General features: G+C 71.2%; 23 protein-coding genes and 2 tRNA genes. 10 read left to right on the forward strand and 15 right to left on the reverse strand.

Annotated elements, in window-relative coordinates; all coding sequences use genetic code 11:
• The first annotated feature begins 42 nt into the window (after positions 1-42).
• Positions 43-573: a dihydrofolate reductase family protein gene (locus ACULK4_RS10415; protein ID WP_445964355.1), complete on the forward strand. Its 531-nt coding sequence runs from the start codon at positions 43-45 to the stop codon at positions 571-573.
• A 14-nt stretch (positions 574-587) separates the two neighbouring features.
• Here the strand turns inward: ACULK4_RS10415 and dxs are convergent, their stop codons facing one another.
• The 5 genes from dxs to dut all read right to left on the reverse strand — a co-directional run bounded on the left by dxs (position 588) and on the right by dut (position 7,521).
• Positions 588-2,531 (reverse strand): 1-deoxy-D-xylulose-5-phosphate synthase, encoded by a 1,944-nt coding sequence (gene dxs, locus ACULK4_RS10420; RefSeq protein ID WP_445964356.1) that lies wholly within the window; start codon positions 2,529-2,531, stop codon positions 588-590.
• A 128-nt stretch (positions 2,532-2,659) separates the two neighbouring features.
• The gene (acnA, locus tag ACULK4_RS10425) at positions 2,660-5,470 is read right to left on the reverse strand and encodes an aconitate hydratase AcnA (protein ID WP_445964357.1); all 2,811 of its coding nucleotides are present in this window, start codon (positions 5,468-5,470) and stop codon (positions 2,660-2,662) included.
• 154 nt (positions 5,471-5,624) lie between these two features.
• Complete coding sequence (locus ACULK4_RS10430) at positions 5,625-6,449, reverse strand: DUF3159 domain-containing protein (protein ID WP_445964358.1); 825 nt, start codon at positions 6,447-6,449, stop codon at positions 5,625-5,627.
• On the reverse strand, positions 6,446-7,066 hold the full coding sequence (locus ACULK4_RS10435; protein ID WP_445964359.1) for a DUF3710 domain-containing protein: 621 nt from the start codon (positions 7,064-7,066) through the stop codon (positions 6,446-6,448). The genes ACULK4_RS10430 and ACULK4_RS10435 overlap by 4 nt, the downstream gene beginning before the upstream one ends.
• The gene (gene dut / locus ACULK4_RS10440; RefSeq protein WP_445964360.1) at positions 7,063-7,521 is read right to left on the reverse strand and encodes a dUTP diphosphatase; all 459 of its coding nucleotides are present in this window, start codon (positions 7,519-7,521) and stop codon (positions 7,063-7,065) included. Before dut ends, ACULK4_RS10435 begins: the two co-directional genes overlap by 4 nt.
• Before the next feature lie 38 nt (positions 7,522-7,559).
• Here dut and ACULK4_RS10445 point away from each other — a divergent pair, with 38 nt between their 5' ends.
• Entirely contained in the window at positions 7,560-8,027 is a 468-nt protein-coding gene (locus ACULK4_RS10445) for a DUF3093 domain-containing protein (RefSeq protein WP_445964361.1), read from the forward strand.
• Here ACULK4_RS10445 and ACULK4_RS10450 read toward each other — a convergent pair.
• Positions 8,024-8,317, reverse strand: a complete 294-nt coding sequence (locus ACULK4_RS10450) for a DUF4193 domain-containing protein (RefSeq protein ID WP_445964362.1) — start codon at positions 8,315-8,317, stop codon at positions 8,024-8,026. The genes ACULK4_RS10445 and ACULK4_RS10450 overlap by 4 nt on opposite strands.
• Positions 8,318-8,510: 193 nt before the next feature.
• On the opposite strand from ACULK4_RS10450, the gene sepH reads away from it, so the two are divergent.
• Positions 8,511-9,623 carry a septation protein SepH gene (sepH, locus tag ACULK4_RS10455; RefSeq protein ID WP_445964363.1) on the forward strand — a complete coding sequence of 371 codons (1,113 nt, stop codon included), beginning with the start codon at positions 8,511-8,513 and terminating at the stop codon, positions 9,621-9,623.
• A gap of 96 nt (positions 9,624-9,719) precedes the next feature.
• Complete coding sequence (locus ACULK4_RS10460; protein WP_445964364.1) at positions 9,720-10,004, forward strand: DUF6504 family protein; 285 nt, start codon at positions 9,720-9,722, stop codon at positions 10,002-10,004.
• 35 nt (positions 10,005-10,039) lie between these two features.
• Here ACULK4_RS10460 and clpX read toward each other — a convergent pair whose 3' ends face one another.
• The 6 genes from clpX to ACULK4_RS10490 form a co-directional block, all read right to left on the reverse strand.
• The gene (gene clpX, locus ACULK4_RS10465) at positions 10,040-11,317 is read right to left on the reverse strand and encodes an ATP-dependent Clp protease ATP-binding subunit ClpX (RefSeq protein WP_445964365.1); all 1,278 of its coding nucleotides are present in this window, start codon (positions 11,315-11,317) and stop codon (positions 10,040-10,042) included.
• Between the two features lie 142 nt (positions 11,318-11,459).
• Positions 11,460-12,128, reverse strand: a complete 669-nt coding sequence (locus tag ACULK4_RS10470; RefSeq protein ID WP_445964366.1) for an ATP-dependent Clp protease proteolytic subunit — start codon at positions 12,126-12,128, stop codon at positions 11,460-11,462.
• Positions 12,129-12,145: 17 nt separating this feature from the next.
• Entirely contained in the window at positions 12,146-12,751 is a 606-nt protein-coding gene (locus ACULK4_RS10475) for an ATP-dependent Clp protease proteolytic subunit (protein WP_445964367.1), read from the reverse strand.
• 105 nt (positions 12,752-12,856) lie between these two features.
• Positions 12,857-13,363 carry a tetratricopeptide repeat protein gene (locus ACULK4_RS10480; protein WP_445964368.1) on the reverse strand — a complete coding sequence of 169 codons (507 nt, stop codon included), beginning with the start codon at positions 13,361-13,363 and terminating at the stop codon, positions 12,857-12,859.
• An 81-nt stretch (positions 13,364-13,444) separates the two neighbouring features.
• Positions 13,445-14,896: a trigger factor gene (gene tig, locus ACULK4_RS10485; protein ID WP_445964369.1), complete on the reverse strand. Its 1,452-nt coding sequence runs from the start codon at positions 14,894-14,896 to the stop codon at positions 13,445-13,447.
• Between the two features lie 51 nt (positions 14,897-14,947).
• Positions 14,948-15,022, reverse strand: a tRNA-Pro gene (locus ACULK4_RS10490).
• Positions 15,023-15,192: 170 nt separating this feature from the next.
• Between ACULK4_RS10490 and ACULK4_RS10495 the strand changes: the two genes are divergently transcribed.
• From ACULK4_RS10495 to ACULK4_RS10520, 6 genes are all read left to right on the forward strand, one after another.
• A complete protein-coding gene (locus tag ACULK4_RS10495) occupies positions 15,193-18,930 on the forward strand; it encodes an SCO7613 C-terminal domain-containing membrane protein (RefSeq protein WP_445964370.1) in 3,738 nt (1,245 codons plus the stop codon).
• Positions 18,931-18,999: 69 nt separating this feature from the next.
• Positions 19,000-19,073: transfer RNA gene (locus tag ACULK4_RS10500), tRNA-Gly, on the forward strand.
• Positions 19,074-19,321: 248 nt separating this feature from the next.
• Positions 19,322-19,711, forward strand: a complete 390-nt coding sequence (locus tag ACULK4_RS10505) for a hypothetical protein (protein WP_445964371.1) — start codon at positions 19,322-19,324, stop codon at positions 19,709-19,711.
• Between the two features lie 149 nt (positions 19,712-19,860).
• Positions 19,861-20,616 (forward strand): alpha/beta fold hydrolase, encoded by a 756-nt coding sequence (locus ACULK4_RS10510; RefSeq protein WP_445964372.1) that lies wholly within the window; start codon positions 19,861-19,863, stop codon positions 20,614-20,616.
• Between the two features lie 118 nt (positions 20,617-20,734).
• Positions 20,735-21,241 (forward strand): Dps family protein, encoded by a 507-nt coding sequence (locus tag ACULK4_RS10515; protein ID WP_445964373.1) that lies wholly within the window; start codon positions 20,735-20,737, stop codon positions 21,239-21,241.
• 64 nt (positions 21,242-21,305) lie between these two features.
• Entirely contained in the window at positions 21,306-22,040 is a 735-nt protein-coding gene (locus ACULK4_RS10520; RefSeq protein ID WP_445964374.1) for a hypothetical protein, read from the forward strand.
• Between the two features lie 39 nt (positions 22,041-22,079).
• Here ACULK4_RS10520 and ACULK4_RS10525 read toward each other — a convergent pair whose 3' ends face one another.
• The 3 genes from ACULK4_RS10525 to ACULK4_RS10535 all read right to left on the reverse strand — a co-directional run bounded on the left by ACULK4_RS10525 (position 22,080) and on the right by ACULK4_RS10535 (position 25,743).
• Positions 22,080-22,691 (reverse strand): LuxR C-terminal-related transcriptional regulator, encoded by a 612-nt coding sequence (locus tag ACULK4_RS10525; RefSeq protein WP_501043385.1) that lies wholly within the window; start codon positions 22,689-22,691, stop codon positions 22,080-22,082.
• A 66-nt stretch (positions 22,692-22,757) separates the two neighbouring features.
• Positions 22,758-24,233: a sensor histidine kinase gene (locus ACULK4_RS10530; protein WP_445964376.1), complete on the reverse strand. Its 1,476-nt coding sequence runs from the start codon at positions 24,231-24,233 to the stop codon at positions 22,758-22,760.
• Positions 24,220-25,743 carry a multicopper oxidase family protein gene (locus ACULK4_RS10535; protein ID WP_445964377.1) on the reverse strand — a complete coding sequence of 508 codons (1,524 nt, stop codon included), beginning with the start codon at positions 25,741-25,743 and terminating at the stop codon, positions 24,220-24,222. The genes ACULK4_RS10530 and ACULK4_RS10535 overlap by 14 nt, the downstream gene beginning before the upstream one ends.
• Positions 25,744-25,783: the final 40 nt, after the last annotated feature.

The following is a 25,783-nucleotide window of genomic DNA, read 5'->3' on the forward strand; positions in this document are numbered from 1 at the left end:
CCCCCGACGCACGATGTCGGGGGCCGTTCGTATGCTCGGCGGATGACGCGGATCCAGTACTACGTGGCCTCCACTCTCGACGGCTTCATCGCCGACGAGCACGACGATCTCGCCTGGCTGCTCCAGTTCGGCATGGCGGATTTCAGCGAGCACTACGAGCGGTTCTTCGCCGGGGTCGGCGCCCTCGTGCTCGGCGCGACGACCTACGAGTGGGTGCTGCGCGAGGGCGGCGGATGGCCCTACGGTTCGCTGCCGACCTGGGTGCTCACCCACCGTGATCTGCCGGTGCCCGACGGCGCCGACATCCGATTCGTCTCGGGCGACGCAGGTGCCGTGGCCGATGCGGCGGTCGTCGCGGCGGCCGGCCGGAACGTGTGGGTGGTCGGCGGGGGTCCGGTCGCGGCGCAGTTCCTCGAGGCCGGGCGGCTCGACGAGGTGCTCGTGACGTACATGCCGGTGGCGCTCGGGCGCGGCCGGCCGCTCCTGCCGGTCGACACGGTCACTCCCCCACTCAGCCTGACGGGCGTCACTCGGCTGGGCGACTCGGTCGAGCACGTCTACCGCATCGGCTGAGCCAGCCTCGCACGTCAGACGCGCGGACGCGAACCGGTGTCGGCCGAGAGCTCGACGCCGGCGTTGCGGGCGTGCGGGAGCTTGCTGCCGAGGACCATCGCGGTGACGTCGCGAGCGATGTGCTGCGGCGTGAGGCCCACGCGCTCGAGGATGTCGCCGCGGGCGCCGTGGTCGAGGAACTCGTCGGGAAGGCCCACTTCGGTCACGGCCGTGTCGACGCCCGCCTCGCGGAGATCCTGCCGGATCCTCGTGCCGATGCCGCCGACGCGGATGCCGTCCTCGATGCTGACCACGATGCGGTAGTCGGCCGCCAGCTCGACGACGCTGCGCGGGACGGGCACGACCCAGCGCGGGTCGACCACGGTCGCCCCGATCCCCTGCGCGCCGAGCCGCTCCGCGACCTCGCGGCCGACGCCGGCCATCGGGCCGACCGTGACGATGAGGACGTCGCGACGCTCCGACTCGACGAGCACGTCGACGCCGTCCCCGGTGCGGCGCACGGCGTCGTACTCGGTGCCGACCGCGCCCTTCGGGAAGCGCAGCACCGTCGGCCCATCGTGCACCTGCACGGCCTCGCCGAGCTCCTCGGCCAGCCGGACCGAATCGCGCGGTGCGGCGATCCGGATGCCGGGCACGACCTGGAGGATCGAGAGATCCCACATGCCGTGGTGGCTGGGGCCGTCGGGGCCGGTGACCCCGGCACGGTCGAGCACGAACGTGACGCCGGCCTTGTGCAGCGCGACGTCCATGAGCACCTGGTCGAACGCGCGGTTGATGAACGTCGCGTAGACCGCCACGACCGGGTGGAGCCCTCCGAAGGCCAAGCCCGCCGCGGACGTGGCGGCGTGCTGCTCGGCGATGCCCACGTCGAACACGCGCGCCGGGAACCGCTCGGCCATCCGGTGCAGGCCCGTCGGACGCAGCATCGCGGCGGTGATGCCGACGAGCCGCTCGTCGCGCTCGGCGAGGCTGACCAGCTCGTCCGCGAACACGCCGGTCCACGACGGTGCCGAGGCCTTCTCCGTCGACTCGCCCGTCTCGGGGTCGATCTGGCCGACGGCGTGGAACTGGTCGGCGACGTCGCGGCGGGCCGGTTCGTAGCCGCGGCCCTTGTCGGTGATCGTGTGCACGATGACGGGCGCCCCGTACGACTTCGCCTGGCGGAGCGCCTCCTCGACGGCGCGCTCGTCGTGACCGTCGATGGGGCCGATGTACTTGATGTCGAGGTTCGAGTAGAGCGCCTCGTTGCCGCTGAACCGGCTGAGGAAGCCGTGCAGGCCGCCGCGGACGCCGCGGTAGAACGCGCGCCCGGGCGAGCCGAGCCTGTCGAACGCGCTGCGGCTGCGCAGGTGGAGTGTGCGGTACGACTGCTTGGTCCGCACGGAGTTGAGGAAGCGCGCCATGCCGCCGATCGTGGGCGCGTACGAACGTCCGTTGTCGTTCACGACGACCACGAGATTGCGCGTGTTGTCGTCGGAGATGTTGTTGAGCGCCTCCCAGGTCATGCCGCCGGTGAGGGCTCCGTCGCCGACGACCGCGACGACGTGACGATCGCCCTGACCGGTCATCTCGAACGCCTTCGAGATGCCGTCGGCCCACGACAGCGAGCTCGACGCGTGCGAGCTCTCGACGACGTCGTGCTCGGACTCCGACCGCTGGGGGTAACCCGCGAGGCCGCCGGTCTGACGCAGGGTGCTGAAGTCCTTCCGCCCGGTCAGCAGCTTGTGGACGTACGACTGGTGCCCCGTGTCGAAGATGATCGGGTCGCGCGGCGAGTCGAACACGCGGTGGATCGCGATGGTGAGTTCGACCACGCCCAGGTTCGGGCCGAGGTGGCCGCCGGTCTTCGACACGCTCGCGACGAGCACTTCGCGGATCTCCCGCGCGAGCTCCTCGAGCTGGTCGTGGGAGAGCGCGTCCAGGTCGCGGGGACCTCGGATCGTGTCGATCAGCCTCATTCGTCGTGCCTCCGAAGACGGGGGCCTCGCAGCCCCGGGATTCGTTCGAGTCTACGCCGGACGACCTGAGAGCCCGGGCAGAGAACGGGGGCGGCGAGCCGTGCTCGCCGCCCCCGTCGATCTCCTCGTCAGACGAGGCTGCGAAGCACGTACTGCAGGATGCCGCCGTTGCGGTAGTAGTCCGCCTCGCCGGGCGTGTCGATGCGGACGACCGCGTCGAACTCGACCGTCTGCTTGCCTTCGGGCGAGTGCTCACTCGGTTCGGCGACGACGTGGACCGTCTTCGGGGTGACGCCCTCGTTCAGCTGCTCGAGGCCCGTGATCGAGACGACCTCGGTGCCGTCGAGGCCGAGCGAGTCGGTCGTCTCCCCCGTCGGGAACTGCAGCGGCACGACGCCCATGCCGATGAGGTTCGAGCGGTGGATGCGCTCGAAGCTCTCGGTGATGACCGCCTTCACACCGAGGAGACTCGTACCCTTGGCCGCCCAGTCGCGCGACGAGCCCGAGCCGTACTCCTTGCCGCCGAAGATGACGAGCGGAGTGCCCTGGGCCTGGTAGTTCTGGCTCGCGTCGTAGATGAACGACTGCGGGCCGCCCTCCTGCGAGAAGTCGCGCGTGTAGCCGCCCTCGACGCCGTCGAGGAGCTGGTTCCGCAGCCTGATGTTCGCGAACGTGCCGCGGATCATGACCTCGTGGTTGCCACGGCGCGAGCCGTACGAGTTGAAGTCCTTGCGGTCGACGCCGTGCTCGGTGAGGTACCGGCCGGCGGGGCTGTCGGCCTTGATGGAACCCGCCGGCGAGATGTGGTCGGTCGTGACCGAGTCGCCGAGCTTGGCCAGCACGCGTGCGCCGGCGATGTCCGCGACGGGCGTGGTCTCCATGGTCATGCCGTCGAAGTACGGGGGCTTCCGAACGTAGGTCGACTCGGCGTCCCACTCGAAGGTCGCTCCCGTCGGCGTGGGCAGGTTGCGCCAGCGCTCGTCGCCCTCGAACACGCTCGCGTACTGGCGCGTGAACATCTCCTCGTTGATCGACTCGTCGATGGTCTTCTGCACCTCGGCGGCGTCGGGCCAGATGTCCTTGAGGTAGACGTCGTTGCCGTCGGTGTCCTTCCCGAGCGGGTCGTTCTCGAAGTCGAAGTTCATCGTTCCGGCGAGCGAATAGGCGATCACGAGCGGCGGGCTCGCGAGGTAGTTCATCTTCACGTCGGGGTTGATGCGACCCTCGAAGTTGCGGTTGCCCGAGAGCACCGCGGTCACCGCCAGGTCGTTCTCCTGCACCGCGGCGGAGACCTCCTCGATGAGCGGACCCGAGTTGCCGATGCAGGTCGTGCAGCCGTAGCCGACGGTGTAGAACCCGAGCGCCTCGAGGTCGTCGTCGAGGCCGGCCTTCTCGTAGTACTCGGTGACGACCTTCGAGCCCGGAGCGAGCGTGGTCTTCACCCACGGCTTGGCCTTGAGGCCCTTCTGCGCCGCGTTGCGGGCGAGCAGGCCCGCGGCGAGCATGACCGAGGGATTCGACGTGTTGGTGCACGACGTGATCGCGGCGATGGCGACTGCGCCGTGGTCGAGCGTGTACGCCTGGCCTTCGGCGGTCTGCACCGGGGTCGGCTTCGACACGGCCTTGGGCGGGTGCGCGTGATGCGAGTGCACGTGGTGGTTGTGCTCGTCCTCGGGCGTGTTGCTCGGCGGGTCGGACGCCGGGAAGGACTCCGAGACCTCGAGGTCGACGAGGTCGTGCACCGCGTCGGTGTAGTTCATGAGGTCCTTCTCGAACTGCTCCTTCGCCTCGGTGAGCTCGATGCGGTCCTGCGGGCGCTTCGGGCCGGCGATCGACGGCACCACCGTCGACAGGTCGAGCTCCATGTACTCGGAGTACACGGCCTCGTGCTCTGCGTCGTGCCAGAGCTTCTGCGCCTTCGCGTAGGCCTCGACGAGCGCGAGCTGCTCGTCGCTGCGGCCCGTGAGGCGCAGGTACTCGACGGTGACCTCGTCGATCGGGAACATCGCGGCGGTCGAGCCGAACTCGGGGCTCATGTTGCCGATGGTCGCGCGGTTGGCGAGCGGCACGGATGCCACGCCGGAGCCGTAGAACTCGACGAACTTGCCGACAACGCCGTGCTTGCGCAGCATGTCGGTGATGGTCAGCACGACGTCGGTCGCGGTGACGCCCGTGGGGATCTCGCCGGACAGCTTGAACCCGACGACCTTGGGGATGAGCATCGAGACGGGCTGGCCGAGCATGGCCGCCTCGGCCTCGATGCCTCCGACGCCCCATCCGAGCACGCCGAGGCCGTTGACCATCGTGGTGTGCGAGTCGGTGCCGACGCACGTGTCGGGGTAGGCACGGGTGACGCCGTCGACGTCGCGGTGGTAGATGACCTTCGCGAGGTGCTCGATGTTAACCTGGTGCACGATGCCCGTACCGGGCGGCACGACCTTGAAGTCGTCGAACGCCGTCTGGCCCCAGCGCAGGAACTGGTATCGCTCGCCATTGCGCTCGTACTCGATCTCGACGTTGCGCTCGAGGGCGTTCTCGGTGCCGAACAGGTCGGCGATGACGGAGTGGTCGATGACCATCTCGGCCGGCGAGAGCGGATTGATCTTGTTCGGGTCGCCGCCGAGGGCGACCACGGCCTCGCGCATGGTCGCGAGGTCGACGATGCAGGGCACGCCGGTGAAGTCCTGCATGACGACGCGGGCCGGCGTGAACTGGATCTCGGTGTCGGGTTCGGCCGTGGGGACCCACGAGCCGAGCGCCTGGATCTGCTCCTTGGTGACGTTGGCGCCGTCCTCGGTCCGGAGCAGGTTCTCGAGGAGCACCTTCAGGCTGAAGGGGAGCTTCTCGTGACCGGGGACCGTGTCGATCTTGAAGATCTCATACGACTGGTCGCCCACGTGGAGCGTGTCCTTCGCCCCGAAACTGTTCACTGCAGACACGGTGTCCTCTCCTTCGCGGATGCCGCCCGCGGCGGCACATGACGGTGCTCGTGGTGATCCGCTGCCCCGCCCAAGCAAGGCTAGTGCAGGGTCCCGCCTGCCGACAGGCTCACTCCGGCATCCGGAAAATTATCTTGATATCGAGATAACTCTATCACTCGGCCGCGGTCGTGCGCGCCGGGTACACGGCGCGCACCACGAGCCACGAGAAGACGAGCAGCAACGCGTAGAGCGGCACGCCCATGAGGAGCCGGGTCGCGCCGAGCGCCTCGACGTTGCCGGCGAAGTAGAACGGGACCTGCACGATCAAGCGGGCGACGAACATGCCGAGCCAGACGAGGGTGAGCAGCTGCATCGCACGGTACGTCCGACGCCGCTCGCGCCACGCGGTGCCGTCGCCCATCAGGAAGCCGACGATGAGCCCGACGAGCGGCCATCGCACGAGCAGCGAGATGAGGATCGCGACCGCGTAGGCGGCGTTCGTGTAGAAGCCGATGACGTAGTTGTCCTCGGCCCGCCCGGTCCACAGCGCCAGCGCAGCGGATGCCGCGACGCCGATGAGCCCCGCGATGGCCTGCGTCGGCTGGCTGCGCGTGGCCAGGCGAGCGATCGTGAAGACGACCGCGAGGCCGAGGGACGCGGTCAGCGCCCACACGAGCTCGCGCGTGAACGTATAGGCGACGAGGAACACGAGGCCGGGCAGGATCGCCTCGGCGAGGCCCCGGATGCCGCCCAGCGCCCCGACGAGGTCGGCAGGCGTCAGCGTCTCGTCGCGGGCGATGCGACCGAGCCCGGAGCGCTCCGCCGCGGCCGCGAGCTGGCGCGCGATCTCGTCGGCGCCGTCGTCGTCACGCGCCGTCCCGTCGTCGCGTCCGGTCTCGGCCGGTACCGGGCGATTCCCCTCGCCGGACGCGCCGGCGGCGGCGTCGGGCGGCGCGCCGTTCGACGGCGAGTCGGCATCGGGATCGTGCGTCGTCACGCGGCCGGACCGCCCGACGACGGCGCCGGCATGCGCAGCGGGATGAGGTCGCGCGGCGGCATCGGGGTGTTTCCGCGCACGACGACGATCGAGCGGAAGAGGTCCTCGACCTTGGCGGCGGCCGTCGGGTCGGCCGCAGCTTCGCCCGCGATCACGCCGCGGAGGAACCAGCGCGGCCCGTCGACGCCGATGAAACGCGCGAGCCGCATCTGGCCGGTCTGCCCGTCGGCGGTGTTGACGGGGATCTGCGCGAGCAGTTCCGGTCCGAACGACCCCTCGCGGACCGTGGTGGTTCCGCCCTGGCGGGCGATCTGGTCGGCGATCTGCTCGCGGATCTCGTGCCACAGCCCGCTCGAGCGCGGTGCCGCGAACGGCTGCACCTGCAGCGTGGAGTTGGCGTAGTCGAGGCCGACCGCCACGACCCGCTTGCTGCCCTCCTCGACCTCGAGCCGCAGGTGCAGGCCCTCGCGCGGCAGCACCTTGACGCCGCCGAGGTCGACGTACGGACGCACCGGGTTGGCCTCCGACTCGTCGAGCGGGCCGTTCGCAGCGCGATCGGCGGGCGCCGACTTGGGGTGGTCGACGGGAATGTCGTCGATGTTCTCGATGTCGCTCACGCGTGTGCTCCTGACTGGTTCGCCCCGAATCCGGTGGACCCGAATCCACCTTCGCCGCGGAGGCTGCCGGGCAGCGTCTCGACCTCCACGAACCGCGCCCGGCTGACCGGCATGACCACGAGCTGGGCGATGCGGTCGCCCGCTTCGATGCGGTAGGCCTCACGGGCGTCGGTGTTCAACAGCGCGACCCTGATCTCGCCGCGGTATCCGGCGTCGACGGTGCCCGGGGCGTTGACGATGGTGATGCCGTGCTTGAAGGCCAGGCCCGAGCGCGGAACCACGAAGGCGACGTACCCGTCGGGCAGCGCGATCGCCACGCCTGTGCCCACCGTCGCGCGCTCCCCCGGCTCGAGCACCACGGCCTCGGCGGCGTGGAGGTCTGCGCCGGCATCGCCCGGGTGGGCGTATCCGGGCACGCGGTCGGCCGTGATCAGCACATCGACGGAATCGGTCACCGTTCGAGGGTAGTGCAGAAGTCTGGTCTGATAGACCCATGCCCGACTATCGCGAACGGCTGTGGCCGACCCCCTGGATCTACCTCATCAGCCTGCTGCTCATCCCCTCGAGCATCCTCGTCCTCGCCCCGGTCTCGGTGCCGGCCGGCGTGGCGACGGGCCTGCTGATGTACGCGGTCGTCGCCGGATCCCTGACCCTCACGGCGCCGGTGATCGAGGTGTCCGGCGGACGGCTGCGCGCCGGCCGCGCCGAAGTGCCCCTCGAGCTGGTCGGCAGCGCGGTCCCCGCCGTCGGCGACGCGGCACGGGTCGAGCGCGGCACCGGTCTCGACGCCCGCGCGTTCCTCGTCATCCGCGGGTGGATCCGCGACGTGGTGAAGGCGCCGATCGCGGATGCCGCGGATCCCGCACCGTACTGGCTCCTGTCGACCCGGCATCCGAACGAACTGGCCGCCGCGATCAACGAGGGATCGCGGCGGCCGGAAGTCGAGGAGGAGCGGGCCTAGGCGGCGCACTCCAGGCAGATCGGCCCCTGCTTCGTGTCGTGGTCGATCTGCGAGCGGTGCTTCACGAGGAAGCAGCTGACGCAGGTGAACTCGTCCTCCTGCGGCGGCAGCACGACGACGTCGAGTTCGACGTCGGACAGGTCGGCACCCGCGAGGTCGAAGCTGCCGGGGTTGTCGGCGTCTTCGACGTCGACGGCGCTCGACATCTTGTCGGGCACGCGCTCCTTGAGGGCCTCGATCGACTCGGAGTCGTCTTCGGTCTTCCGCGGCGCGTCGTAGTCCGTTGCCATTCCCATCCTTTTTTTCGTTGCCGAGGGTTCGGCGGGCATAGTCTGCATCAAATCAATGGCGTAAGCAAACCATTCCGGAGTCCCCTGTTCCGGTGGAATGCACAACTCGCGGCGCGCCCGCCGTATTCCCGGGCACCGGGCCGGCCCCGTGGCATCCTTGGGCGGAGACGAAGGCACGGAAAGGCTTCTCGCGATGCAGGAACTGAAGGTGATCGGTGTCGAGGACGGCGCCCTCGTCGCAGCCTCCGAAGACGGGGCGCGATTCCGGATCGAGATCGACGAGGTGCTCCAGTCGCGCATCCGCCACGCGGTCCCCGAGACGAACACAGGACCGAGGCTCTCGCCGCGCGAGGTTCAGGCGCACATCCGCTCAGGGCTGTCGGCCGAAGAGGTCGCCGAACTCACGGGCGCCTCGGTCGACGCCATCCGCCGATTCGAGGGTCCTGTGCTCGCCGAGCGCGAGCACATGGTCACCTCGGCCCTCGCGGTGCCGATGCACGCGCCGGGCGACGCCGACGGCGAGGAACCCGCGTCGTTCGGCAGCATGGTCCGCGAGCGCCTCGCCGGGCTCGGGGCCAACGGCGAGCGCTGGGCCAGTTGGAAGGACGACGAGCACGGCTGGATGGTCAAGCTCGAGTTCACCGCCGACGGCATCGACCACGACGCGCGCTGGACCTTCGAGCCGCGCAAGCACGCGCTCCACCCCCAGAACGCCGATGCCGCGACTCTCTCCAAGCAGGGCGAGGTCCGCGGCGGCATGATCCCGCGACTGCGCGCGGTGTCCCCCGACGACGAGTCGTCGCGGTTCGACAGCGGCGCGTTCACGTTCGAGCCGTCGGACACCGCCGAGGACGACACCGCGCCACAGCCAGAGGTGGCTGCGCCGCGCCAGCCGGCTCCGACGTCGAGCGCGGCGGCCTCGCGCGCGGCGATCAAGCGCGCCGACGAGCCCGCGCCGCCCACCGGCGAGACGGCCGACCTGCTCGAGGCGCTCCGGCGCCGGCGCGGCGAACGCGAATCGGTGACGGGCGCATCCGAGCGGATGTCGCAGCCGGCGCCGTTCGCCCCGGTTCCGCCCCCTGCCGCGCACGCCGACACGTCGGTCGCGCCGGCGCCACTCGCACCCGAGTCCATGTCGACGGAAGCCGACGGCGAGCAGGCCGATGAGAGCCCGGCCGGCAGCGCCGCGCGCGCCCTGTGGGGCGGCAAGGCGTCGTCGGCGTCGCGCCCGAAGAAGGGGCGCGCGGCGATGCCGAGCTGGGACGAGATCGTCTTCGGCGCACGCACGGACGACGACCTGGCGTAGCCCACGACATCGGTCGGGCCTGCGTGGCCCGCCCTGTTCGGCATGCCCGGACGCTGGTAGCATTCGAACACAGTTTCGAATGATGGCGAGGACGACATGCGGCGCACTGCTGAACCGGCGGAGGTCTGGACGGGCGAGTCCGGTGCGCCCGAACGGCTCGTCTGGCGCGCCCGCCGATACCGTGTGAGCGACACGCCCACTCCCCTCGTCGGCCCCGCCGACTGGTGGCATCCGTTCGAGGCACACGACGTGGCGCCGGGTCGAGCGCCGCTCGCGATCACCGGATGGCGGTTCCAGGCGAGCGCCGACGACGGCGAGACGCACGTGTTCGACGTCGGCAGTGACGGGCGGCATTGGCACGTGCTGCGCGTCTTCGACTGACGAGTCGAGGGCGGCGGGCCGGAGGGTTCCGCGCGCTACGCCGACTTCTCGGCGCGGCGCGGCTTCGCGGGCACGATCGTCGGTGCCGCGTTGTCGATCACGGTTTCCTTCGTGACGACCACACGGGCGACGCCGGTGGTGGAGGGCACCTCGAACATGATCGGCCCGAGCACCTCCTCCATGATCGCGCGGAGGCCGCGGGCACCGGTCTGCCGGAGCACCGCGAGGTCGGCGATCGACTCGAGGGCCGCGTGCTCGAACTCGAGCTGCACCCCGTCGAGCTCGAACATGCGCTGGTACTGCCGGACGAGCGCGTTCTTCGGCTCGGTGAGGATCTCCATGAGCGCCGTGCGGTCGAGCGGCGTGACGGTCGCCACGACGGGGAGCCGGCCGATGAACTCGGGGATCAGGCCGAACTTGTGCAGGTCCTCCGGGAGCACCTCGCTGAAGAGCTCCGCCTCGTCCTGCTTGGAGTGCAGCGGCGCTCCGAAGCCGATGCCGCGCTTGCCCGAGCGCGACGAGATGATCTCCTCGAGGCCGGCGAATGCGCCCGCGACGATGAAGAGCACGTTGGTCGTGTCGATCTGGATGAACTCCTGGTGCGGGTGCTTGCGCCCGCCCTGCGGCGGTACGGATGCCACGGTGCCCTCGAGGATCTTCAGCAGCGCCTGCTGCACGCCCTCACCCGAGACGTCCCTCGTGATGGAGGGGTTCTCGGCCTTGCGCGCGATCTTGTCGACCTCGTCGATGTAGATGATGCCCGTCTCGGCGCGCTTGACGTCGTAGTCGGCGGCCTGGATGAGCTTCAGGAGGATGTTCTCGACGTCTTCGCCGACGTAGCCGGCCTCGGTCAGCGCCGTGGCATCCGCCACTGCGAAGGGCACGTTGAGCTGCTTCGCGAGCGTCTGGGCGAGGTACGTCTTGCCGCAGCCCGTCGGACCGATCAGCAGGATGTTCGACTTGGCGATCTCGACGTCATCGTGGGCCCGGTCGGCCGACGTGATCGACGCCTTGGCCCGCACGCGCTTGTAGTGGTTGTAGACGGCGACGGCGAGGGCGCGCTTGGCGGCCTCCTGGCCGATGACGTACTCCTCGAGGAAGCCGAAGATCTCCTTCGGCTTGGGCAACTCGAAGTCGCCCGCCTCGGCCTCGCCCGCCTCGGCGAGTCGCTCCTCGATGATCTCGTTGCACAGCTCGACGCATTCGTCGCAGATGTACACGCCGGGACCGGCGATCAACTGCTGCACCTGCTTCTGGCTCTTTCCGCAGAAGGAGCACTTCAGCAGGTCAGCACTCTCCCCGATCCGTGCCATCGTTTCCTCCCTCGAAACGCGTCTGGTCCGAGCCTAGCCCGACGAGGGCCGGGCCGGGCCCATCCGCCACGGTTTGGCGGAAACCTGACGAACGAAGGGGCGGATGCGTCATCCGCACCCGCCCCTTCGAGACGTCGATCGCTCAGCGCGAGAGCGCCGGCAGGGTCTTGCGCGACGTGAGCACCTGGTCGATGAGGCCGTATTCCATCGCCTCGGCCGCCGAGAGGATCTTGTCGCGGTCGATGTCGGTGTTGACCTGCTCCATGGAGCGGTTGGAGTGCTTCGAGAGCGTCTCCTCCAGCCACGTGCGCATGCGCAGGATCTCGGCCGCCTGGATCTCGATGTCGGACGCCTGGCCGTGGCCGGCCTCGCCCATCGCGGGCTGGTGGATCAGCACGCGGGCATTCGGCAGCGCGAGACGGCGTCCGGGCGTGCCGGCCGCCGCGATCACGGCCGCCGCCGAGGCGGCCTGGCCGAGCACGACGGTCTGGATCTGCGGGCGGATGTACTGCATCGTGTCGTAGATCGCGGTCATGGCCGTGAACGAGCCGCCGGGCGAGTTGATGTACATCATGATGTCGCGGTCCGGGTCCATCGACTCGAGCACGAGCAGCTGCGCCATGATGTCGTCGGCCGACGCGTCGTCGACCTGCACGCCGAGGAAGATGATGCGGTCCTCGAAGAGCTTCGCGTACGGGTCCTGGCGCTTGTAGCCGTAGGCCGTGCGCTCCTCGAAGCTCGGCAGGATGTATCGCGAGCCGGGGGCCTGGGCGCCGCTGAACGCGGTGCCGCCGAAAGCGGGGATGTTCATTCGCAGTTCTCTCTTCCTCAGGCCTTGGTGTCCTCGAAGCCGGGCTGGGTGCCGCCGCCGCCGGACACGTCGAGCGCCGACTCGCGGATGTGGTCGACGAAGCCGTACTCGAGCGCCTCGTGTGCGTTGAACCAGCGGTCGCGGTCGCCGTCGCGGTTGATCTGCTCGACCGACTTGCCCGTCTGCGCGGCGGTGATCTCGGCGAGGCGCTTCTTCATGTCGAGGATGAGCTGCGCCTGCGTCTGGATGTCGCTCGCCGTACCGCCGAAGCCGCCGTGCGGCTGATGGAGCAGCACGCGAGCATTGGGGGTGATGTAGCGCTTGCCCTTCGTGCCCGCCGTGAGCAGCAACTGGCCCATCGAGGCGGCCATGCCGATACCGACCGTGACGATGTCGTTCGGGACGAACTGCATCGTGTCGTAGATGGCCATGCCCGCCGTGATCGACCCGCCGGGCGAGTTGATGTAGAGGTAGATGTCCTTCTTCGGGTCCTCGGCGGCGAGGAGCAGCAGCTTCGCGGCGATCTCGTTCGCGTTGTCGTCGCGCACCTCCGAACCGAGCCAGATGATGCGGTCCTTCAGCAGTCGATCGAACACACTGGGCTGCAGTGTCGGTTCGGCCATGGATATCGCTCCGTTTCGTTCGTGCGTTGTGTCGAATCTATCCGGTGCAACACGCAGGGACCGGGCTGTTCGCCGTCGGCGGATGCCGCATCGACGAGGCGCGCGTCAGTGGTCCCGGTCGGTGGCGCCGGCCGTCGGTGCGACCAGCTCGCGCGCATAGGCGTCGACGGCGCGGCGGTACTGCGTCAGGTGCGGTGCGAGCGCGATCAGCGCGACGGATGCCGCGGCATCCGCTCGACCGGACGACGCGAGCGCCAGCGCCCGGAACGCGTCCACCGCCTCGGCGAGGTCGCCGGCGTCGCTGCGTACGCCGTCGAGCAGCGCGAGCGCCTCGGCCGGGCGGCCGAGGTTGCGCAGCGTCGATGCGAGCTGGATGTGCGCCTCGATCCGGGCGCGACCGGACAGGCCGAGCCCGAGGGCGCGCCGGTAGAGGGGCTCGGCCTGCTCCTCGAGTCCGGCGGAGTCGCGTGCGCCCGCGGCCTCGAAGGGCCCGCGCGGGTCGCCGGCGGGCAGCTCTGCGACGAGCGCGTCGATCCGATCGATGACGACGTCGTCGCCCAGCTCGGATGCCGCGTCCCACACGGCGTCGACACGCCGTTGCCAGTCGTCCATGCTCCACTCCATCGTCCGGAGACGACGGACGGGGCCGGGCAGTGCCCGACCCCGGCGCGTCTCGTTGCGGATCCGTTCCGACTACTCGGCGTCGGCCTTCTTCGCGGTGCGCTTGCGGGCGGGCTTCTTCTCCTCGGCCGGAGCGTCGTCGGCCGGCGCCTCCTCGGCCCCGTCGGCCTTCTTGGTCGAGCGCTTCTTCGCCGGCTTCTTCTCCTCGGCGGCCTCGGTCGAGTCGGCCTCGGCCCCGTCGTCCTCGGCGACGGCGGTGAACTCGGAGAGGTCGACGGCATTGCCCGCGGCGTCCTTCACCGTGACCCTGCCGAGGGCGATCGCGAGCGCCTTGTTGCGCGCGACCTCGCCGACCATGGCCGGGATCTGGCCGTTCTGGCTGAGGATCTGCACGAACTCGTTCGGGTCCATGCCGTACTGCGCGGCGCCCTGCACGAGGTACTGCGTGAGTTCCTCCTGGCTGACCTGGACCTTCTCGTTCTCGGCGATGGCGTCGAGCACGATCTGGGTCTTGAAGGCCTTGGTGCTGGACTCGGTGACCTCGGCGCGGTGCTCGTCGTCCTCGAGCCGGCCCTCGGACTCGAGGTGGCGGTGCACCTCGTCCTCGATGACGCTGTCGGCGACGGGGACCTCGACCAGCTCGAGCAGCTTGTCGACGAGGAGGTCGCGGGCCTGGCCGCCCTGACCGAAGGACTTGTTCTTCGCGACCTGCTCCTTGAGGCTCGCGGTGAGCTCGTCCAGCGTGTCGAACTCGCTCGCGATCTGCGCGAAGTCGTCGTCGGCCTCGGGGAGCTCGCGTTCCTTGACGGCGCTGACCGTGACGGTGATCTCGGCGGTCTCACCCTGGTGGTCGCCGCCGAGCAGCTTCGACTCGAACGTGGTCGTCTCACCCGCGGTGAGCGAGTCGAGTGCCTCGTCGATGCCCTCGAGCAGTTCGCCCGAGCCGAGCTCGTACGACACGCCGCTCGCGGTGTCGACCTCGGTGCCGTCGATCACGGCGACGAGGTCGAGCGTCACGAAGTCGCCGGTCTTGGCCGGACGGTCGACGGTGATGAGCGTTCCGAAGCGGCTGCGGAGGCGCTCGAGTTCTTCGGTGACCTCGTCGTCGCCGACCTCGACCGAGTCGACCGTCAGCTCGAGGCCCGCGTACTCGGGCAGCTCGATCTCGGGGCGCACGTCGACCTCGATCGCCAGCAGCAGGTCGCCCGAGAAGTCCTTCTCGTTCGGCCACTCGACGATGTCGGCCGACGGGCGGCCGAGCGGACGTAGCTCGTGCTCGTTGACCGCGGCCCGGTAGAACCCGTCGAGGCCCTCGTTGACCGCGTGCTCGAGCACGGCGGCCTTGCCGACCCGCTGGTCGATGATGGGCGGCGGCACCTTGCCCTTGCGGAAGCCGGGCACGGCGATCTGCTCGGCGATGTGCTCGTAGGCGTGGGCGATGCTGGGCTTGAGCTCCTCGGGCGTCACCGAGATGGTGAGCTTGGCGCGCGTCGGGCTCAGCTTCTCAACCGAAGTGGTCGGCATGGGGAAGATTCTCCTGTTTGGTGGAAGTTCGTGTCGAGCCTGGGCGACTCGTCGGGGCGACAGGATTCGAACCTGCGACCTCCCGCTCCCAAAGCGGGCGCTCTAGCCAAGCTGAGCTACGCCCCGAGCCGTCGGCTTGACTCGTCGTCCGGCCGCGTCGGCACGCCGAAGCGTGCGAAGCGCGGTTGGACCCCCGAAAGTCTACTGCACCGGCCGGTGGCCATCAGGCCGCGCATTTCCCACAGACGAGCCGGAAGGGCCGCGACCTGCCCGGATGCCGTGCCAGAGTGAGGCGCATGAGCCACCAGACGCGTCCCGCGGCGTCCGACCTGCGGCGCTGGCCGACCGAGCCCTCGATGCTCGTCGACACCGCGCGCTGCCCCTCCTGCTTCTCCCAGCTGTTCCGCCCGGTGTGCGACACGTGCGGACTGCGCCTCGATGTGCCCGCCGCCGCCGAGCTGCTGGCCGCTGGCACGCGCGTGCGCGACGCAGAGGTCGAGCGACAGGCGGTGATCACTCGCATGCGGGCCGAGCAGGCCGCTGCGGCGGTCCGTTCGGTCCCATCGCCGCCGCCCCTCCCGGTCGTCCCGGCCACGGCAACGGCGCCGGCTGCAACGCCCGCGGCCCAGGCGGTGCCAGCACCGGCCGCGGCGCCCGCGCCGGCCGCGGCGCCCGGAGCGCCCGCACCGGCCCGTCCGCGCCGGTCCGGCGTGCAGGTGCTGTTGCTCACCCTCGGGGTCGTGCTCCTCTCGGTCGCGGCCGTCGTGTTCCTCCTGGTGGCCTACCTGATCGCCACGCTCGAGGTGCGTTCCGTCGTCATCGCGGTGGCGAGCGTCCTGGTGCTCGCACTCTCGTGGCTGCTCCGCGCGCGGGGCCTGCCGGGCACCGCCGAGGGCGTCGCGGCGCTCGCCGTCGTGCTGCTCGTGCTCGACGTCTGGATCATCCGCGCGAACGACCTGTTCCTCAGCAACCGGCTCGACACGCCGGGGTACTGGGGCGGTGCCCTCCTGACGCTCGCGGCGTTGCTCGCGGGGGCCCGCGTCGTCACTCGCGTGCGCGTGCCGGGCATCGCCGCCGCCGTGCTCGCTCCGGTCGGCCTGGCCGTCTTCGCGTACGGCGCCCCGCCCCGCGGCGAGACCGCGACCGGCGTGTGGCTCGGCGGCACGGCGGTCCTGCTCGCCGCCGCTGCCGCCCGGTTCGCCCGCCCCTCGATCGAGCGGGCGATCGTCGTATGGTCCGGCGTGGTCGGCGGCGCCATCGCGCTCGTGGCGGCCCCGTGGGCGATGGGCGACATCGCATGGAGCCCGACGTGGGCGCTCCTCGGCATCGCGGGCGCCTGGCTCGTGATGCTCGTCGCACTGCGCCTCAGGTCGGTCGACGCCTGGTCGAAGTTGGCCCCGCTCGCTGCGGCGATGGCCGGAGTCGCAACGGCCGCCGCACCTGCGCTCGGCGCGGCGGCCGAGCTCGCCGGCCGGGACGCGCTCTGGATCGCACCGGCGTCCGCGGGTGCCGTCGCGTGCGCCGCCGCCGCGGCGACGCGTATCCGCGGCCGATGGGCGCGCGACGGGTTCTCCGCCTTCATCGCCTCGGCATCGGTGGCCGCCGTCGCGATGACACCGGCGCTGCTCGTCGCAGCAGCCTTGGCATCGCCGCTCGCCGAGGTCCCGTTCCGCAGGTGGTCGCTCGATGCGCTGGACCCGAGGGACCTCCCCGCCTCATGGATCGGCGACCTCGGCGATCTCGCCGCCGCAGCCGTGCTCGCGCCGCTCGCGCTCGGCGTCGCCGCGGCGATCGCGCTGGCCCTGATCGGGAGGCTGCGAATGCTCGGGGCCGTACCGGCGGGCCTCCTGCTCGGCGCGTGGGCCATCGCCGGCGCCACTGCATCGACGCTGCTCGCATCCACCGGGCTGCTGCTCGCGCTCGCGTCCGTCGCCCTCGTGCTCGCGGTGCTGCGACCGGTACACCGCGTGCCCGGCGCCGTCATGGTGCTCGCGGTGTTCGGCATCGGAGCGGCCGCGGTCTCGTGGGCACTGGCGCACGGCGGCGCCGACCTGTGGTGGTGGACCGTGGCGACGGTGATCGTGCTCGCGGTCGCCGGCCGGCTCCTGGCGGGCCGGGTGTGGCCTGCCGCGGCGGTGCCTGTCGTTGGTGCGCTCCACCTGTCGGCGGCATCGACGGTCGCGGCGCTCGGCGCCTTCGCCGCCCCGGCCTGGGCGGGCGCGGCGGGACGACCGATCGTGGCTCCGTGGGACCAGGGGGCCTTCGTCGTCGGTCTCGTCGGAGCGCTGGTGCTCGCCGCGGGGGCCCTCGTGCCGCGCCTCCGGGTCCGCGACCGGGTGGCGATCGCCGTTCCGCTCTTCGCAGCAGCCGTGCTCGGCGCCATGGCCGCCGCAGCCTCGGGTGTCTCCGCGGTCGGCGGACTGGCAACCGCGACGCCGTTCGCCTGGGTGCCGGCGATGGTGCTCGCCCTCGTCGGCCTGCTGTGGCTGAGGTCTCCGGTCGCGGGAATGCGCGTCGCGTTCGCGGCCACGACGCCGGCCATGCTCGGCTTCGCAGGCGCCACGCTCGTGGCCGAGTACGGGCGGTCGAACGACCTCGTGGTGCACGGCGTCGCCGGAGCCGCGCTGCTCGCCGCCGGGCTCGCCCATGTGGTCCTCCCGCGCGACGCGCGGGCGAGGATCGCCTGGAGCGTCGCAGTCGGCGTCGTGGTCGTGCTGGCACTGCAGTCGTCCCTGCTGCCGCCCGCGGCTCCGGAGCAGACCTGGCTGGCCCTGCTGATCCTCGCCCCGGTCCCGTTCCTCGTCGCCGCGCTCTACGGAGATCCCATCGCCGGCTCCTCGCCCGCGCGCCACGTCTCCTGGGCGAGCCTCCCCCTCGCGGTCGGCTCCGTCTGGGCGCGACTCGCGATCGACGACATCCGCGAGGTCGAGGCCTACACGCTCCCGCTCGCCACCGCGCTCGCGGCGGCCGGCGCCCTCCTCATGTGGCGGCGCGCGGCCGGCGATGCGACCGCCGCGGGCCGGACCGCCGTCCTGGGCGCCGCCGCCGCCGTCGCCGTGCTCCCGAGCGTGGTCACCGCCGGAGATTCGGAGCTCCGGACGCTCATACTCGTCGCGGCCGGATCGGTCGCAGTGCTGTCGGGCCTGTTCCTCCCCGACCGGGCCCGCGGCGTCCCCGTGCGGCTCCTCGTGGTCGGTACCGGCTGGGTCGCGGTCGCCGGGTCGGCCGTCATACGGGGCATCGCCATCGCTCAGGGCGAGGCGAGCGCGCTCATCCCCGAGTTCTGGCCACTCCTCGCCCTCGCGGTGGGCGTGCTCGCCGCGGTGGCCTGGGCTCGATCGGACGCGCGGCCGGCGGCGATCGCAGAGTGGGGCCTCGCGGCATCCGTCGCGCTCGCCTCGCTGCCCACGCTGGCCGCCGCGCTCGACGGTGATCGCGCTGAGCTGCGCGCAGGCCTGCTGTTCGCGGCGCTCGCGGCCGTACACGTGGCCGCGGTCGCCCTCCGGGCTCGGCCGATCGCGGGACCGGTCACCGGCTGGACGAGCCTCGGCGTCATGGCCGTCGGAGGCGTCGCCGTCCTCGCAGCGGGTGCGGTCGACCCGTTCGACCTCGTCACGGTGCCCGTCGCGACGGCGCTGCTCGCTGCCGGCGCCGTGCGGATGCGCCGCAGCCCCTCGCTCGGCAGCTGGCCGGCGCTGGGCCCGGGGCTCGCCGTGCTGCTGATCCCCGCGCTCATCGCCGACTGGACCGACCCGGTCCTGTGGCGCATCGTCGCGCTCGGCGTCGCCGCCGTCGCCGCGGTCGTGGTCGGCGTCGTGCTCCGGCTGCAGGCGCCGGCGCTCCTCGGCGGAGGCGTGCTCCTCGTGCACGCGATCACCCAATTGTGGCCGTGGATCAGCCGCTTGTACGAGGCGGTCTGGTGGTGGCTGTGGCTCGGTCTCGCCGGGGCGCTGCTCGTCGCGATCGCCGCGACCTATGAGCGCCAGGTGCGGTTCGCCCGCGGCGCCGTCCGCACCATCGCCTCGCTCAGATGACGCGGAGCGCCGGCACGGCATGGGCGTCATCGTGTACTACGATGATCGGGTGCCCGCGAGCGGGCGCGCGGGGATGTAGCTCAATGGTAGAGCCTCAGTCTTCCAAACTGATGGTGCGGGTTCGATTCCCGTCATCCCCTCCACCGAGAAACGCCTGTTCACGGCGTTTCGCTCCCTTGCTCGCTCACTCCGGACTCGCACCGGATGCGATTCGTGCCATCCGCGTGCCACGAGCACCCCGGAACGTTCACGATGCCGTGAGACACCCGTCCACGATGTCCTGCATCCAGACACCGTCATCCCCTCCGATGCTGTCCGCGCCGTGATCGCGGGCGGATTCGGGCGTACGCTGGTCCCGACGGCAGGCACCGCGGCCTTGGGAGGATGCGTCGTGACCGCTCCCCGATCCGAACGAACGCGGGTCATCGCGAATCTCGGGTGGCTCGGCGGCGTAGTCCAGGTCGCCCTCGGGGCGGCGCTGTTCGCCACGCCGGAGGCGCCCCTCGTCGCCGCGACGCTGGCCCTTCTCGGCGGCGCCGGGATGGTGCTCGCCGGGACGCTCGTGCTGGGGGGAGCGCGAGCATCGTCGGCTGTCGCGACGACCGCGTTCGCGGTCTCCATCGGTGCTGCCGCATACGTGGCGTGGATCGCCGCGCCGTACTGGCGAGGGGCTGCCGTGACCGGCGGACTGGCGGTCTGCGGCCTGATCGCCGAGTCGACGCAGCGGCGGACGGTGCCGGCCGGACAGCGGTCCGCAGTCGGCGGGGGCGGGTCGGGATGACGTCTCCCTCCCGCACCCCCGCCGGATCCCGTCACCGGTCCCGCCGCCACCCGAGTCGTCCTGAGTCGGCCCTGACAGGACGCTGGACGGAGATCGACGGGATCGAGGTCTTCTACCGCGAATCGCCGGACCCACCGGATGCGCCATTGATGATGCACATCCACGGATTCGGCCTGAGCGGTCGATACCTCCTGCCGACGGCCGAGCGACTCGGCCGCGAATTCCACACCCTCGTCCCGGACCTTCCGGGTTTCGGAAGGAGCCAGCGGGTACCGGGAGCGCTCGACGTCCCCGACCTGGCGGACGCCGCCGCACGCTTCCTCGATGACCGCGGGGCCGAGAAGGCGACGCTGGTCGGGAACTCGATGGGCTGTCCGGTGATCATCGAGTTCGCCCGTCAGCACCCCGATCGGATCGATCGAGCGGTTCTGGTCTCCCCCGCCGGCGGCGCGTACAACCAGCCGCTTTCGCGCGCCGCGCGGCAACTCAGCCGAGACGGAATGCGTGAGCCGCCGCGGATGATCGGAGTCGCGGCACCCGACTACCTTCGATTCGGCGTGCGCAGCACGTTCCGGATGTTCCGCGCCCTGACGCAGTACCCGTCACTGGACCGCCTCCTCGAGCTGCGCATCCCGACCCTCGTCGTCATCGGCGATCGCGATCCGCTTCTCCCACCGCCGCACCGCGTGCACGAGGTCGCAGCGATGGTCGACTCGCACGTCCTCCTCGTCGGGATCCGCGGCGCCGCCCACGCCATCAACTTCAGCCACCCCGGAGAGCTCTCTCATGTGATCCGCAGCTTCATGGCGGATCGCGAGATCACCGACGACCCGGCCTCGCCCGGGCGCGCGAGTGTCATCGAGATCCACCGCGGCGCCCACCATCCTCGACCGGCGAGCAACTGACCGTCATCCCCTCCACACCAGCCCGTCAACCCCCTCCGAATCGGCGAAGTCCGCTGTGTCATCATTCGACCGTCGGCGTAGCGTTTGACGCGTACGTCAACGAGTGGAAGGGGACCACATGACCGACTCCAAGACGGCTCCCAAGAAATCGGCCGCGATCAAGGCCGGCGCCGACCCCGAGGTCGCCTCGGGCGTCTCGCAGTTCTTCACCCCGGTCGTCCACGAGCTCACCGCGCTCGCCGTCAACGGCAAGCAGGCGCACTGGAACGTCCGCGGCCGCGACTTCCTCGAGGTGCACGAGTTCCTCGACACGGTGGTGGATCACGCGCAGGCATGGGCCGACCTCGCCGCCGAGCGGGTCGTGGCGCTCGGCCTGCCGATCGACGCTCGACTCGCGACGATCGCGAAGGAGAGCGACGCCGTCAACCCGAAGGCCGGCTTCAAGCAGTCCGACGAGACCATCGCCGATGTGGTCGCGCAGATCGACGTCGCCACCGAGAGGGTGAACGCCGCGATCGAGGGGCTCGAGGAGCTCGACCCGGCCAGCCAGGACGTGGCCATCGAGATACGCCAGGGCCTCGACAAGGACCGCTGGTTCCTCGCCGCGCACACGAGCGTGAAGTAAGGAGCAACACGACACTGCGCGCGCGACAGGTGCGTGGATCCGGGCCCGGGTGCAGAATGCCGGTATGGCGGCTTCGCCCGGGCCCGACCCGGCTCCGCCGGCATCCGAGCGACCGACGGCTGCCGACGGGTCCACCGATGCGCGTTCCGCGCGGCGCGTGCAGATGCTCGCGACCGAGCACTGGGGTCTCCTCGCCGCATGCAGCACCGCGCAGGTCGAGGTCCTCACCCGCATCACGATCTTCCTCACGCTCGTCTCCGCAAGCCTGCTGACCATCGGCGTGCTCGGCCAGGCGACGCGGTTCGACGGATGGTTCACCGGGGCGGCCCTCGCGATCCTCGCGTTCCTCAGCGTGATGGGGCTGCTCACGCTCTTCCGCGTCATGAACGTCGCCGAGGAGGACCTGATGTACGTCCTCGCCATGAACCGGCTCCGCGGCGCCTACGTCGAACTCGACCCGGAGATCGAGCCGTACCTCCTCGCGTCCTCCGCCGACGACCGCGACAGCATCGACCGGACGTACTCCTTCCTGCGGACGCGCACGTGGAGCCACCTCCTCGGCAGTTCGGGGATCCTGCTGCTCCTCGTGGACACCTGCGTCTGGGGCCTGTTCCTGGGCGGCATCGCACTCGCCGCCGGCGTGCCGCTCGGATGGTCCATCGCGCTGGGCGCGGTTCTCGCGATCGGACTGGCCGCGATTCCGGCGACCTTCGCGTTCCGGAACTTCGAACGGAACTGGGAACGCTACGTGCCCCGCCGGACCTCGACCCCGCCGCCCTATCTGCGCCCCGGCGCGTGAGCACCGACGTGCGGCCCGCCCGGCCGCAGCGTCATCCGCTCAGCGCCGCATCCAGGTGAGCACCGCGAGCACTCGACGGTGGTCGGTGCCCGAGTCCTCGAGTCCGAGCTTCTGGAAGATCGACGTCACGTTCTTCTCCACCGCGCCGACGCCGATGAACAACTGCGAGGCGATGCCTGCGTTCGTGCGGCCCTCGGCCATGAGCTCGAGCACCTCGCGCTCGCGGGGCGTCAGCGAGCGGAGCGGATCGCCGCGGCGCGCGAGGAGCTCGCGCACGACCTGCGGGTCGAGCACCGTGCCGCCGTCGCGCACGCGCAGCACCGCGTCCTGCAGGTCCTCGAGCGACGCCACCCGGTCCTTCAGCAGGTAGCCCATGCCGCCGTCGGCCGAGGCGAGGAGTTCGTGCGCGTACGTTCCCTCGACGTACTGGCTGAGCAGCAGTACGCCGAGCCCCGGCGAGCGCCGGCGCAGCTCGATGGCGGCGCGCACGCCCTCGTCGCGGAACGTCGGCGGCATGCGCACGTCGAGGACTGCGACATCCGGTTCCGCCCGCTCGAGGTCGGCGAGCAACGCGTCGGCGTCGCCGTACGCGCCGACGGTCTCGAACCCGGCCTCGTCGAAGAGGCGGACGAGCCCCTCGCGCAGCAGCATCGAGTCCTCGGCGAGCACGACGCGCACGCGGGCGGCGGGGGCGGCCTGGTCGGTCACCGTCCCACCCTAGCGAGCATCGACGGCGCCCGGCCCGGCGGGCGGCGACGAGGGCGCCGGAGCGCCGTGCGCGGGCTCCGGGACGTACGGGAAGTGCGCGCCGATCACGGTCGGACCGCCCGCGGGGCTGTCGACGACGAGCAACCCGCCGAGGCCCCGCACGCGCTCGTCGAGGCCCGCGAGCCCGTGTCCCGGGATCGACGCCGCACCACCGTGGCCGTTGTCGGTCACCCAGAGGTCGAGCCAGTGCCCGCTCGCGCCGGTGTCGCGCGTCGAGAGCCGCAGTCGGATGGCGCTCGCCGAGCCGTGCTTGACCGCGTTCGTGAGCAGCTCGGCCGCGATGAAGTAGGCGTTGCGTTCGATGGCGGCCGGCAGTGCGGCGTCCGTCGGCACCTGCACTTCGAGCGTCACGGGCAGTGGGCTGCGTGCGGCGAGCGACTCGAGCGCGCTCGCGAGGCCACGGTCCTGCAGGAGCGGCGGCGCGAAGCCGCGGGAGAGGGCGCGCAGCTCGTCGAGCGTGTCGCGGGCCTGCTCGCGCGCCTCGCCGAGCAGCGCGCGGGCGGCCTCCGGGTCGGCGTCGAGCTTGCGTTCGATCGCGGCGAGGTCCATCTGCAGTCGCACGAGGCGCTGCTGCGGGCCGTCGTGGATGTCGCGCTCGAGCCGTCGCAGCGCTGCGTCCTCCGCCTGCACGGCCGCGCCGCGCGAGGCCGACAGTTGCGCGACCTGGCGCTCGAGCGCCTCGGACCGCCACGCGCCGAGCATGCCGCGGTCGACGGCCTCATGCAGGCGGGTCAGGCCGCCCGCGATGAACGGCAGGGTGAGCAGGAACAGGGCGCCGAGCAGGAACTGCGCGATCGACTCCGCGACGAGCGGCTCGATGCCGGCCGCGTCGGCGCCGCCGGGGACGACCCGGTCGAGCAGCCACTCGCTCGGACGGAACGCCCGATCGGGCTGCGGCAACGTCCACGCCCAGATCCAGTACGTCAGGCCGCCGAGCGCGACCGAGGTCCACACGACCGTCACGATCCAGCTGAACAGCGACACGATCGGGAGCACGACCATGCCGTGCAGCAGGTACAGCCAGTAGTGCCCGTCGATGAGCGGTCGGAGGAACGACGCCCAGGCGCTCTCTCCTGCGGGGCCGCGTTGCCAGCGAGGCTCCCGCACGGGTGCGCGACCGGCCCAGCGCAGTCGCATGAGCTCGAACGTGCCGAAGCCGCGCGCGGCGTAGAGCGCGGCGAGCACGACGACGACGCCGACGGCGACCACGATGAGGCTCACCCCGGTGGAGAACAGCGTGACGAGTACGGTGAATGCCACGACCGCGACGGGGAATCCGAGCAGCAGGTAGCCGAGTTCGCGGGGCAGCGCCGCCCAGCGGGCGCCGTAGCCGCCGCGTCGCGGCGCGGCATCCGTCGTCTCGGCCGTGGGCGACGCGACGGGCGGCCGGGCGGCCGGTGCGGTGGTGGGCTCAGTGGTGGTCATGGTCGTTCGTCTCCTCGGTCATCGTCGCACGCTGACCGGGTTCGACGACGGCGAACTGGCCCATCATCCCCTGGTCCTCGTGCCACAGCAGGTGGCAGTGGTACATGTACGGCGTGTCCGGATCGGCGAAGTCGTCGAAGCGGAGGATCAGTTCGTACTCGGTCTCGGGTCGCACGTGGATCGTGTCCTTCCATCCGGCGAGTTCGGGTGGCGGCGGCGCGCCGTCGACGGATGCCACGCGGAACTGCACGTCGTGCGCGTGGAAGCTGTGCGGCATGCCGCTCGGGTTCGACACGACCCAGCGCTCCGCGGTGCCCACCGTGACGGTCTCGTCGATGCGGTCCGACGCCATCTGCCGGCCGTTGATCTCGAAGCCCTCGAGCTCGAAGATCCGCGTCGCGGCGACGTCGGTCTCGACCGGCGGCAGCTCGGCGAGCCGCTCCGGCACCTCGGGCGAGGCGTCGAGCGAGTCCGCCGCCCGCAGTTCGAGCACGTCGAACTCGTCGGTCGCGCCGTTGATGCCGGCGACGACCGGTTGCAGCCCGGCGGCCTCGGGCGTCATCACGGACTGCAGCGTGCGGCGCTCCCCCGGCTCCATCCGCACGAGCACCTCGGCGCGTTCGCCGGGCGACAGCATCACGCGTTCGAGGGCGACGGATGCCTCGAGCAGCCCGCCGTCGGTCGCGATGAGGTCGATCGGACGGCCGTCGTCCCATCCGAACGCGTAGCTGCGCGCGGTCGACGCGTTGAGCAGGCGCAGCCGAACGAGCTCGTCGCGGACGTCGGCGTACGGGCCGCGCGCCCCGTTGACGACCAGCTCGTCGCCGAGCCGGCCGGCGAACCCCTGCGGCGCGGTCTCGAGGCGACCCTCGTCCGTCAGCGCGACGTCCTGGATGATCACGGGCAGGTCGTCGACGCCGTACTCGCGCGGGAGCGGCAGCGCGGCCTCGGCCTCGTCGCGCAGCAGGAACATTCCGGCGAGGCCGCGGGCGACATGCTGCTCGGTCTCGCCGTGCGGGTGCGGGTGGTACCAGAGCGTGGCGGCCTGCTGGTCGACGGTCCACTCGGGCGACCAGATGTCGCCCGGTTGCACCATCTGGTGCGGGCCGCCGTCCATCTCGGCGGGCAGGTGCATGCCGTGCCAGTGCACGGTCGTCGCCTCGTCGAGCGCGTTGGCGACATCGACGCGCACCCTCTCGCCGCGTTCGGCGACGAGCGTCGGGCCGAGGTACGCGCCGTTGAACCCCCATGTCTCGCTGGTGGCGCCGGGCGTGAACTCGGTCGTGCCGGCCCGCGCCTCCAGGTCGAAGACGCGCGTGCCGTCCGGCTCGACCGTGGATCGGGCGAGGGGCGGGACCGGCAGCGGCGTGTCGAAGTCGACCTCGCCGACGGTCGTGACTCGACCCGGCCCGCCGATCGAGCAGGCGGCGAGTGCGACGGCGGTCCCGGAGGCGACGAGCAGGAGTCCGGCGGAGACGAGCACGGCGCGGGGGCGACGGGGTCCAGGCATGCCTCCAGCCAACCGCCGAAGGGGACGCCGCCCCAGCCGG

It is taken from the genome of Agromyces selenitireducens (assembly GCF_052748465.2).

Excerpts from the sequence above, each read along its gene's own strand:
- ACULK4_RS10480 (WP_445964368.1), bottom strand. The coding sequence starts at position 13,363 with ATGGACGACTGGCAACGGCGTGTCGACGCCGTGTGGGACGCGGCATCC.
- ACULK4_RS10495 (WP_445964370.1), top strand. The coding sequence starts at position 15,193 with ATGAGCCACCAGACGCGTCCCGCGGCGTCCGACCTGCGGCGCTGGCCG.
- ACULK4_RS10530 (WP_445964376.1), bottom strand. The coding sequence starts at position 24,233 with ATGACCACCACTGAGCCCACCACCGCACCGGCCGCCCGGCCGCCCGTC.
- ACULK4_RS10415 (WP_445964355.1), top strand. The coding sequence starts at position 43 with ATGACGCGGATCCAGTACTACGTGGCCTCCACTCTCGACGGCTTCATC.
- ACULK4_RS10470 (WP_445964366.1), bottom strand. The coding sequence starts at position 12,128 with ATGAACATCCCCGCTTTCGGCGGCACCGCGTTCAGCGGCGCCCAGGCC.
- ACULK4_RS10510 (WP_445964372.1), top strand. The coding sequence starts at position 19,861 with ATGATGCACATCCACGGATTCGGCCTGAGCGGTCGATACCTCCTGCCG.
- tig (WP_445964369.1), bottom strand. The coding sequence starts at position 14,896 with ATGCCGACCACTTCGGTTGAGAAGCTGAGCCCGACGCGCGCCAAGCTC.
- ACULK4_RS10515 (WP_445964373.1), top strand. The coding sequence starts at position 20,735 with ATGACCGACTCCAAGACGGCTCCCAAGAAATCGGCCGCGATCAAGGCC.
- ACULK4_RS10535 (WP_445964377.1), bottom strand. The coding sequence starts at position 25,743 with ATGCCTGGACCCCGTCGCCCCCGCGCCGTGCTCGTCTCCGCCGGACTC.
- ACULK4_RS10520 (WP_445964374.1), top strand. The coding sequence starts at position 21,306 with ATGGCGGCTTCGCCCGGGCCCGACCCGGCTCCGCCGGCATCCGAGCGA.
- dxs (WP_445964356.1), bottom strand. The coding sequence starts at position 2,531 with ATGAGGCTGATCGACACGATCCGAGGTCCCCGCGACCTGGACGCGCTC.
- ACULK4_RS10460 (WP_445964364.1), top strand. The coding sequence starts at position 9,720 with ATGCGGCGCACTGCTGAACCGGCGGAGGTCTGGACGGGCGAGTCCGGT.
- ACULK4_RS10450 (WP_445964362.1), bottom strand. The coding sequence starts at position 8,317 with ATGGCAACGGACTACGACGCGCCGCGGAAGACCGAAGACGACTCCGAG.
- ACULK4_RS10525 (WP_501043385.1), bottom strand. The coding sequence starts at position 22,691 with ATGCTGCTGCGCGAGGGGCTCGTCCGCCTCTTCGACGAGGCCGGGTTC.
- ACULK4_RS10475 (WP_445964367.1), bottom strand. The coding sequence starts at position 12,751 with ATGGCCGAACCGACACTGCAGCCCAGTGTGTTCGATCGACTGCTGAAG.
- ACULK4_RS10445 (WP_445964361.1), top strand. The coding sequence starts at position 7,560 with ATGCCCGACTATCGCGAACGGCTGTGGCCGACCCCCTGGATCTACCTC.
- sepH (WP_445964363.1), top strand. The coding sequence starts at position 8,511 with ATGCAGGAACTGAAGGTGATCGGTGTCGAGGACGGCGCCCTCGTCGCA.
- clpX (WP_445964365.1), bottom strand. The coding sequence starts at position 11,317 with ATGGCACGGATCGGGGAGAGTGCTGACCTGCTGAAGTGCTCCTTCTGC.